This window comes from Novosphingobium sp. BW1 (assembly GCF_008107685.1).
Lineage (GTDB): Bacteria > Pseudomonadota > Alphaproteobacteria > Sphingomonadales > Sphingomonadaceae > Novosphingobium.
In genome coordinates this window covers 18,932-27,682 of the sequence record NZ_VIRF01000019.1, presented here as the reverse complement: position 1 = coordinate 27,682, position 8,751 = coordinate 18,932, and the positions used below count along the sequence as shown (strand labels likewise).

Annotated in this window: 11 protein-coding genes; 3 read left to right on the top strand and 8 right to left on the bottom strand. The window is 65.6% G+C overall.

The window, feature by feature from the left end; genetic code table 11:
• Positions 1-282: 282 nt before the first annotated feature.
• From FMM79_RS00220 to FMM79_RS00185, 8 genes are all read right to left on the bottom strand, one after another.
• The gene (locus FMM79_RS00220; protein WP_371710496.1) at positions 283-921 is read right to left on the bottom strand and encodes a lytic transglycosylase domain-containing protein; all 639 of its coding nucleotides are present in this window, start codon (positions 919-921) and stop codon (positions 283-285) included.
• Positions 909-1,493 (bottom strand): S26 family signal peptidase, encoded by a 585-nt coding sequence (locus FMM79_RS00215; protein ID WP_148625053.1) that lies wholly within the window; start codon positions 1,491-1,493, stop codon positions 909-911. The genes FMM79_RS00220 and FMM79_RS00215 overlap by 13 nt, the downstream gene beginning before the upstream one ends.
• Positions 1,486-1,710: an AlpA family transcriptional regulator gene (locus FMM79_RS00210; RefSeq protein WP_148625051.1), complete on the bottom strand. Its 225-nt coding sequence runs from the start codon at positions 1,708-1,710 to the stop codon at positions 1,486-1,488. Before FMM79_RS00210 ends, FMM79_RS00215 begins: the two co-directional genes overlap by 8 nt.
• Positions 1,711-1,876: 166 nt before the next feature.
• The gene (locus FMM79_RS00205) at positions 1,877-2,197 is read right to left on the bottom strand and encodes a DUF736 domain-containing protein (RefSeq protein ID WP_148625049.1); all 321 of its coding nucleotides are present in this window, start codon (positions 2,195-2,197) and stop codon (positions 1,877-1,879) included.
• A gap of 606 nt (positions 2,198-2,803) precedes the next feature.
• A complete protein-coding gene (locus tag FMM79_RS00200; RefSeq protein ID WP_148625047.1) occupies positions 2,804-3,247 on the bottom strand; it encodes a hypothetical protein in 444 nt (147 codons plus the stop codon).
• 105 nt (positions 3,248-3,352) lie between these two features.
• Positions 3,353-5,188, bottom strand: a complete 1,836-nt coding sequence (locus tag FMM79_RS00195) for a ParB N-terminal domain-containing protein (protein ID WP_148625045.1) — start codon at positions 5,186-5,188, stop codon at positions 3,353-3,355.
• Between the two features lie 85 nt (positions 5,189-5,273).
• Positions 5,274-5,690 (bottom strand): DUF2958 domain-containing protein, encoded by a 417-nt coding sequence (locus FMM79_RS00190; RefSeq protein WP_148625043.1) that lies wholly within the window; start codon positions 5,688-5,690, stop codon positions 5,274-5,276.
• The gene (locus FMM79_RS00185; protein ID WP_240338874.1) at positions 5,687-6,595 is read right to left on the bottom strand and encodes a zincin-like metallopeptidase domain-containing protein; all 909 of its coding nucleotides are present in this window, start codon (positions 6,593-6,595) and stop codon (positions 5,687-5,689) included. The genes FMM79_RS00190 and FMM79_RS00185 overlap by 4 nt, the downstream gene beginning before the upstream one ends.
• Before the next feature lie 660 nt (positions 6,596-7,255).
• Here FMM79_RS00185 and FMM79_RS00180 point away from each other — a divergent pair.
• The 3 genes from FMM79_RS00180 to FMM79_RS21315 all read left to right on the top strand — a co-directional run bounded on the left by FMM79_RS00180 (position 7,256) and on the right by FMM79_RS21315 (position 8,689).
• Positions 7,256-7,525: a hypothetical protein gene (locus FMM79_RS00180; protein ID WP_148625041.1), complete on the top strand. Its 270-nt coding sequence runs from the start codon at positions 7,256-7,258 to the stop codon at positions 7,523-7,525.
• A gap of 214 nt (positions 7,526-7,739) precedes the next feature.
• Complete coding sequence (locus tag FMM79_RS00175; protein WP_148625039.1) at positions 7,740-8,315, top strand: hypothetical protein; 576 nt, start codon at positions 7,740-7,742, stop codon at positions 8,313-8,315.
• Between the two features lie 158 nt (positions 8,316-8,473).
• Positions 8,474-8,689 (top strand): hypothetical protein, encoded by a 216-nt coding sequence (locus tag FMM79_RS21315; protein WP_162528391.1) that lies wholly within the window; start codon positions 8,474-8,476, stop codon positions 8,687-8,689.
• The last annotated feature ends 62 nt before the right edge of the window (positions 8,690-8,751 follow it).

Genomic DNA, 8,751 nt, shown 5'->3' with positions numbered 1-8,751 from the left:
GCTTCCGCTCCGCTACAGCCGCTTCCCCGCTGCCGATAAGGCCCAGCCTCAACCCGAGGCTTTTTGTTTGAACCAACTGGCCCGTTTTTAAACCGGTGGCTGGCCCCTTTTTATACCGGCGTTGACAGCCTCCGTTTCGCGGCAAAATTGGAGGGGCCGCCGGCCTTGCACAGCCGCTTCGCCGCCCGTCATACTGGGCCTTGCCGAGACGAGCCCCTCCCACCTCTGCCATGCGCACCGTCCTGCCGGCCACCCGCTTGCGACGCTGCCGCCTCTGCTTGCTCAGCGGGGAGCGCGAACGGCGAACAGCGGATCTGGTGACGCATCCGGCGGGCGCGATGATGGCACGTCGCCGGATTGCGCGGCAGTCCTGAGCACGATGAACAGCGGCGGTGGCGAACCGCGCGGGACCGATGGCGCAGACGACAATTCCTGCGGCGCCATACCCGTCACTGTGGTGAGATAGGCGCGCGTCTCGCCGGGTAGCGGGCGCCCTGTGGTTAGATAGGAGGCATAGCGGCCGGGACCGGCATTATAGGCGCCGAACAGCCCCGGATAACCGAAGCGGTCGTACATCGCGCGCAGATAGGCGGTGCCGGCGAGTATATTGTCGCGCGGATCGTGAGGATTGTAGCCGAGGCCGTAAGTCGCGCGCATCGCCTTCCAGGTCGTCGGCATCAGTTGCATCAGCCCCATCGCGCCCGCCCGGCTCGCGATCGGTCGCCCGTCCAGCATGGTCATGCCGCCGCTTTCGGCACGCATCACCCGCTCGATCCAGGCCACGGGCACACCGAACCGCGCCGAGGCTTCGGCGATCTCGGTTTGCCAGCGGGCTACCGGATCGCTGCTCTGCGAATTGGCACTGGCAGGCGCCGCGGCGAGCAGCGCGAAACCAAGCGCGAGCATCCTCAGGGCAGCCACAGCGGGGTCGCCCTGCCAATGACATCGCGCGCCGCTGTCGGCCCGAAATAGCGCCCATCGAACGAATCCGGAGTCTCGGTCATGAGCAGGAAGATCATGCCCGGTCCGAGCCGGATGCACCCTTGCCATGCGGGCAGCGGACGGCCCGCCGCATCGGCGGCGCGGCGTTTGGCGACCGGCCTACCGTTCACCGTCACCACCCGATCGACAGCGCAGATCGTGTCTCCAGCAATGCCGGCGACGCGCTTCACAAGCGGCACATTGGAAGGCAGATAGCGGCGGCTCGCGGCCAGTTGCCGCGCTTCGACCGGCGGCGAGGCGATCACCATGTCGCGGCGTTTGAGCACCGCGCCGGGCGACACGGCATAGAGACCGATCGGCGCGCTGGCGCTCGCGTTCCAGACCAACCGGGGCAGCGGCGGCAATGCGATCGTGAGGCCAAGGCAGGCGATGCCGGCACCAAGCAGCGCGGTGCGGCGGCGCAGCCGCAGGCGGCGTGCATGGGCCGCGCGCCGGACCTCGAACCAGGCGAACAGCGGCAGCGGGCGGTCCCGGGGAGGAGGCTCAACCATGGTCGCCTCCACGCGCGCGGGCCGCCGACCACGCTTCGATATCGTCGATATGGTAGCGCCAGGTGCGGCCATGCAGGCGGCATTTCGGCCCCTTGCCGGTCTGGCGCAGGCGCTTGAGCGTCGAATAGGCGAGGCCGAGATGAAAGGCCGCCTGCTTGGCGGTGAGGAAGGGGCAGGTCTCGCGCGCAGCCTGTGCGCGTTCGGCGGTGTCGTCCATGATTCCAGTCCATCTGCGCCGGCGCACCGTGCGTCGGGCGATGAGCCCGGATTGGATCGATCCGGCCCTCTTCGGCAGGGTCGCAAATCGACCTATGCGATTCCGACCCCCCTGTTTCGAGTCGGCGGCGATGCCCCGCGCCCTTGGCGGACGCGGGGCGGTTCGCTCAATCGGCTGGGTTCCAGATGATCGCGAAAGCGTCGTCATCGTCCTGCCCGGCGGCGCGGCCGAGATTGGCGTAGAGCCGGCGCGGGCCGAATTCGGGGGCGGCGAGCGACAGCGACACATAGTCCTTGCCGCTCATTTCGCCGCGCCGCACCCATCCGGCTCCGACCTCGACACCGGCCGCCGACACGCGATAGTCGGGCTGGGTGTCGCCGGACTTGCGGCTGTTGGGAATGATCTCGATGTCGGTGCGGATCGAGAGCGTCTTGAGCTGGCCCTTGAAGCCGTTTCCGTCGCGGGTGACATAACCGATGGCTGGCATTGTTCGTCTCCTGAAAAGTCGCCCCGAACCGTTTCCGGGCGATGGGCGGACCGGAGGGACGGTCGAAGCAGGCCTGCGAACCGGAGGCCGGAGCGGCAGCGGAGGACCGGAGCCGGAGACTTATTTGAAGCGCAGCGACCGCGAGGAGCCCGCCTTGGCGGGCGGGGAAATAAGCCGCGCGGTGATGGTTTCGCAGGGTCGCGGCCGTCCCAGGTCATGCGCCCGAGGAGCCGAAAACGGTGTGGGACACGGCAGTGGTAACGACGACAATGCCGCCGGTTCAACCCTCGCGATGGATTGGTCGTGGACTGCGCGGACGCACCATCGCACCAACGGATCGATCGTCCAGGGCACGCACCGCGACGCTGCCGCCATTGCCGGTTGTGCGGCGGACAACGACGGGCCAGGATTCCTGGTGCGGTACGAAAGGCGGTAAGGTCAGCGCCATGTCGATGATCGCCATCCGCCTGCCGGCGAGCTGCGCCGCGCTGCTGCTGATCGCGGCCGCGCTGGCGCAAGACCGACTGGTGCGCGCGCGCACGCTGATGAGGACAAGGGAATAGCCGCGCCCCGGCCCGCGCCAGCAGGCCGGGGCGCGGCGGATATTCAGGGCATCAGCCGCAGCGGCGGCACCGCGAAATCGCCCGCCGCGAAGTGGGCGAGGATCGCCTCGTAGCTGCCCAGACGTTCGACGGTGCAACGGCCGATCAGGAGATAATCGTCCTCGTCGGCGGCATAGCACTGCACCTCGCCCTTGCCGGCGAATACGGCGCGCTCGGCGCCCCATTGGCCGCAATAGGCGCCCGACCAGCGCGCGAAGGGCAGGCCATGCGTGATGCACCAACTTTCGAGGCGCTCGAACCGACCCCAGGCCACTTCATGCGCCATGAGTTCAAGCGGCACGCCCTCGCGAAACATCGCGGGCGTGAAGGTTTCGCCGTCCCATTCGGTGGACAGTCCCTCTGCCTGAACGAGGGCGGCGAGATTGAGCAGCAGGGATCGCGGCAGGGTGCCGCCGATGGTGATGCTCGCGGATACGCGATCGGCCATGATGGTCTCCTTTCCCGCGCGTCCGAGCCCGTCAGGGCGAGGGCGCGCGGCCGAATTTCGACAGTTGAGGGATGCGGGCGGCGGTTTCCCGTCGCCCGCAAGGGATCAGGCGGCGAGGCGATCGGCCTCGTCGTCGGGGTCCGGCGGGACCATCGCCGCGCCGGGTGCGGTCGGATCAGGCTCGTCGTCGCTTGGGCGGAGCCGCTCGATCTCGCGCGCCGCCTGCGCCTTGGCATGGGCCGCGACGGTGCCGACACCGCCGCGCGCCGTATAGGCGGCGGGCGGGAATGCCATCCAGCGCGGCACCCAATTCTCGCGCCGATCGCGCCCGTTGGTGCCGTCGAGATGATCGCGGACGATGCGTTTCAGGGTCTTGGTCTTCTCACCCGCATTGGCGCTGGCGACGGTTTCGCCCGCCACCTCGGCGACGATCCGGGTCAGCACTTCCCGGTCGCGGATCAGCTCGAAAAAGGCATCGTCGGCCTGCCAGCAGCGCGCCATATCGACGCCGATCTCCACGCCCACCGCCTCGACGGCGGCGCTGCCCGACGCCAAGGTTTCGCCCATGACGATGGCGATCACCTCCATGACGACCGTATCGGGAAGGTCGAGCAGGCGTTGGAAAATGCCGGCGACTCCATAGTCGTCGCCGTTTCCTCCGGTCACGGTCGGTTCCTCGGCGGAGAAGCCGAGAACCGCCAGTACCGCGCGGCGGCGCTCGTCGAAATCGGCCTCCGCCCGGCTGTTGTCGAGACTGTCACGCACCTCGTCGTTTCGGGTGGACTGCGGCTCGGGCGAGACGCGCCACAGATGTGATCCGCCGATGGCATGGGCGACCATCAGGCGCAGGGCGACCGCCGGATGGCCGGTCAGCGCGGCGCGGACGGCGGCGTGGCGATGCAGGTCAACATAGGTCTGCATCGTCGATGTCACCTCGGGCCGCGCCGCTTTCTGGCCGGTCCCGTTCTCCGATCCCTCGGCCTTGGCGATCCGGCGGGCCTCCTTGCCGGAGACATAGCCTTCGTGGACGATCACCTCGCCGGTGGCGCGCACGTCGATATAGACGCGCCCGCCCTTGCGCTTGCCCGCCTTCTCATATTCCCATGTCGAGAAATGTTCGGACGGCGGCACGATGATCGCGTCGGCCCAGCCCTGTTCGACATAGGCCGCGCGGCGCGCCTCGATCTCGGCATTCTGTGCCGTCCAGAAGGCATCGGCATCGGCGACATAACGGTCCTCGCCGAACAGGTCGGCGATGGTCGCAAGGCCGCTCGCCTCCACGTCGAACAGCGCATGTTTCACCGGGATCGACTGCCCGCCGAACAGCCATGATTTCAACTGGTGGCCGGTCGGCAGATAGGCATTCTCGTCGTCGGCGAGCGCCAGCCATGCTTTTTGCTGGCTCTTGGACGCCATCGTCAGATGGCGCACGGTCGCCGCGTCGATCCGTTCCTTGCGGTAGAGGTCGCGGATCGCGGGGAGCAGATTGCCGAGCGCCAGCACCCGTTTGACGATGAGGTCGGGCAGTCCGAACGTCGCGGCGATGTCCCCCACCTTGCGGCCCTCGCGGACGAGGCGGGTGAAATTCTCCCATTGCGTCACCTCGTCGGGGTCGAGCCGCGCCATATTCTCGATCATTGACGCCTCGATGGCGGCGGCATCGTCGCCGTCGTCAAGAATGGCGCAGGGCATCGGTTCCGGTGTCGTGTCACCGGCCAAGCGCCGTTCCTCGGCGACTATCTTCGCGGCATGGAAGCGGCGGCTTCCGGCGACGATCTCATAGCCTTCGGGCGCGCAGTTTGGGCGGACGATCACGGGCTGGATGACGCCACGGCTGCGCACGGTCGGCAGGATGTCGGACACGTCCGGGGCCTTTCTGCCGTACCGCATATTGGCCTTGCTCACGACCAGCTTGTCGAGCGGGATAAAATCGAGTTTCATGGTCAGCACTCCTTGTGAGTGCCGGTCCGTCGATCTTTGCGGGTAGGCGGACCGGCTTACGATATGCGGCGTTACGCGCCGCGCGTCATCCGCCTTTCCCGCCTTCGGGATCGGTCGGAATCTCGGGGACCGGCGCGGACTCGATGCGCCAGATGATGGATTGGGCTTGACTGATCGAACCGGCCCGGCGCGCGGTGTCGGCCCAGACCGACAGACTGACGCCCGTCGAAAAGCCGATATCGCGCTCGATGCCGAGGCCGAACGACAGGCGGATGCTCGCCAGTTCGGAAAGGCTGAAACAGCCAAGTTCGGGACAGCCGAAACCGAGGTCGGCCAGCCCGAACAGGGTGTCGCCGTCATCGTAAAGCTCGGTTGCCAGCCATGTTGCCGCGCCCAGCGGGTTGAAGAATTTGACCACGGGCACGGGATCATGATCGCTCTCGGCGGAGCGGTCGGCGTTCACGCGCAGCGCGGCGTGAAGCTCGGGGGTGAGCAGGATCATGCCGCCCTACGTTCGCCAGTGTCGCCTTGGGCAGCCTCGGCTCGGGCTTCGGCGTGCCGCGCCAGCAGCCAGTCGGCGGCCTTGCTGGCGGCACTGGCCGCGCGGAAGATCGCGCGATTATCCTCGCGCAGCACGTCCAGCCAACTGCCGAGATAATCGGCATGGCGGACGGTCGGGACGATGCCGAGCGCGGCGCAGAGAAAGGCCGAACCCATTTCGGCTATCAATTCCTCGCGGGCATAATCCTTCGATCCGAAGCTGTTGACGAGGTTCCGGTTCAGCCGCGACTTGTGGCCGCTGCCGTGACAAAGTTCGTGCAGGCAGGTCCGGTAATAGTTGATCTGCTCGAAGAAGGCCGGTTGCGGCGGCACCTGGACATAGTCGTGCGCCGGGACATAGAAAGCACGGTTGCCGCCGACGCGGAAATCGATGCCGCTCGCCGCGATCACGTCCTCTGCGACCGGCACGATCTGGCGCTCGGGCAAGGGGATCGGCTCGGGCGCGAGACCGGGGCGCAGCCCCTCGCACTGCGCGACGTTGAACACGGTGAAGCGTTTCAGGAACGGTATGGTCTTGGCGTCGCCGCCGGTTTCGACGGCGCGGGCCTTCTCCGCCTCGGGAGTGAAGCGGTCGGCATAAACAACGGTGGTGCCGCGCTCGCCCTTTCGAACGCAGCCGCCCGCCTCCAGCGCCTGTTTGAAGGTCAGCCACCCCTGCGATGGAAAGCCATGCTCGATCACCGCGCCCCACAGGATCAGGACATTGACGCCCGAATAGCGCCGTGCGGTGAGCGCGTTGCGCGGCAGGCCGGGACCGATCGCGCCGCCGTCCGCATCGGGCTGACCCCATGGCTGAACCCACGGGCAGCGGCCCGCCTCGAGCTCGCCGATGATCCGCGCCGTCACCTCGTCATAGAGGTTGGCGCGGGCCGCCTCGACCCCTTTGCTTTGCGTCCAGGTCTTCGCCGGGACCGCTTTCCCGCCTTTGTTCGCTTGGGGTTTGCGACCCTTGCCGGTCGCGCTAGGACAAGTGGAAGAACGCATCGTTCACCTCCTCAAGCCGCCCGAAACCACCATGGCCTCCCCGGAAAAGCGGGGGTGGGCGGCAAGATGCGACCGGAAAGGCCCGCCGCGAGCGGCGCCTGCACCCAAGCCGGGGGCCCCGTCGCGCCAGCGATGGGGTGGCGCAGGGCCGGAACGATAGTGGAGGAGCCGGTCCCGAGCGCAGTCGAGGGCCGGCTTGCCGGCGACGCGGGCGGGCCTAGCAGGGAGCGCCGACCACCCGCGCTTGACCGGGAGAGGCCACCAACAGCGCCGCCGCGCACCCGCGCGGCGACCGCGTCAAGGACGGGCACAGCCCGTCCGCTAGCACCAGCCGATCGTCACCGACAGGACGAGACCCGGTGAAGGCGGAGCTCGGTGGCGAAGGCGACGGAAAGCCTTTGACGTCGCCGAGCCATAGAGCGCGGTCGCGCCGTCAGGTGCGAGGCGCCTTCGAGGACCACTCCATCGTTCCAACGGCAGTGCGCGATTTACACGACCACCTCAGCAGCATAGATTATGCCCATGGCCGATCTTGACCCCAATCTTGTCGTTTCCGGACTTTCCGGCACTGTCACACAGGACGGTGTCACCGTGGACGTCAATATCGTCCGTCTCGAGGACGAACCTGGCTGGTCGCTCGAAGTGGTCAACTCCAGCGGCACTTCGACGGTGTGGGATGATCCATTTGCTACGGACGCGGCCGCTCGGGACGCATTCCGACAGGCGGTTTCCGAGGAAGGCATGGCCTGTTTTCTGGACAGCGCCACGGTTATTCCGTTCCCGAGCCGTTAGCAGGGGCTGCAATTCCCGGCGCAATCCTTGCCGGTCAATTACTGGCGGGGCAACATTGGCTCAAGACGGAAGCGGTCGTTCGGCAGCATCAGGGCTGCGCATCTGCAAAGGGCCGCATTTCGGTCGAACCAGTGATCCGGGCGAAATCCAACGATCAGCCATTGGCGTCGAACCGTGAAGAAGATAGTCTCTCCTCGACAAAGGGGGGCACGCAATGACCGAATCCGCGACGGCCGCTAACAATCAGGCGGAATCACCGTGCTATTCGTTCGAAGAGTTTCGAATGATGTATGATTCTACTGAGTTGATCTCGGAGCGGAAGATTGCTTTCAATCGTAATAATGCATCGCTCTGCCTGCTCGTAATTGCGGGCCAGGGCGCTGCTGCCAGCTGGCTCTACAAAGAGAAGGGCCTCGCGCTACTCGGCCCGGTTGCGCTCATCACAATCTCGATCCTCGCGATTATTTTCTGCCTATACTGGAACGGGCAACTCTGGGCTTTCAAAGAACTCAACAGCGCCAAATTCCAAGTGCTTGAAGAAATGGCGGGACGTGTCGCTTTTCCCGACTATCGAGCGCGATCGATTATTTCAATGAATCCCTTCATGCGCGAATATCAGATCCTTACCGAGAACAAGAAGATCGTCACAGGTGCGAAGGGTCTCCTTCTCCAGCGTTCCAATTTCGCCGAAACAATCGTACCAAAGAGCTTCATCGCTTTCTTCACTGCGGTGATGTTCCTGAGTATCGCTTGGCTTCTCATGAACTTTGGAATTCTGGGCAAAGCCTGACCGTGCAAGCTTTTCTGCTTCTGATAGCGCCCGTGCGTGCCGACACAGACTTTGCCCGCAAGATGGCGATTATCCAAGGCCTCTGTTCGGAGCGTGGCCTCGACTGCCGTCTCCCAAGTGTAAATCCGGCGCCATTCGACCTTACTAATGAACTAGAGGTGATCCAGGACGCTCACCGCATCATCGCCGATCTGAGCTATGGGCGGCCGAGCTGCTATTATGAACTTGGCTTGGTCGAAGCATCCCACAAGCGGGCTGACTTGATTGCCGCCACAGGCACTGAAACATTCCAACATGCGGGGCACGGCCCGATTGCCTACTTCGATGATCTCGAAGGCTATGCAGCGCTCGTCGCAGGCCTTCTGGACAGCTGACCCTGGCTCGTAGATTTGTGCTGTTTGCTGCGATAGGCGGAAGGAATGGCTCGGGTAGTGCG

Coding starts and splice junctions, on each gene's coding strand:
- FMM79_RS00190 (WP_148625043.1), bottom strand. CDS start 5,690: ATGATCCTGCTCACCCCCGAGCTTCACGCCGCGCTGCGCGTGAACGCC.
- FMM79_RS00180 (WP_148625041.1), top strand. CDS start 7,256: ATGGCCGATCTTGACCCCAATCTTGTCGTTTCCGGACTTTCCGGCACT.
- FMM79_RS00210 (WP_148625051.1), bottom strand. CDS start 1,710: ATGGACGACACCGCCGAACGCGCACAGGCTGCGCGCGAGACCTGCCCC.
- FMM79_RS00205 (WP_148625049.1), bottom strand. CDS start 2,197: ATGCCAGCCATCGGTTATGTCACCCGCGACGGAAACGGCTTCAAGGGC.
- FMM79_RS00200 (WP_148625047.1), bottom strand. CDS start 3,247: ATGGCCGATCGCGTATCCGCGAGCATCACCATCGGCGGCACCCTGCCG.
- FMM79_RS00215 (WP_148625053.1), bottom strand. CDS start 1,493: ATGGTTGAGCCTCCTCCCCGGGACCGCCCGCTGCCGCTGTTCGCCTGG.
- FMM79_RS00175 (WP_148625039.1), top strand. CDS start 7,740: ATGACCGAATCCGCGACGGCCGCTAACAATCAGGCGGAATCACCGTGC.
- FMM79_RS00195 (WP_148625045.1), bottom strand. CDS start 5,188: ATGAAACTCGATTTTATCCCGCTCGACAAGCTGGTCGTGAGCAAGGCC.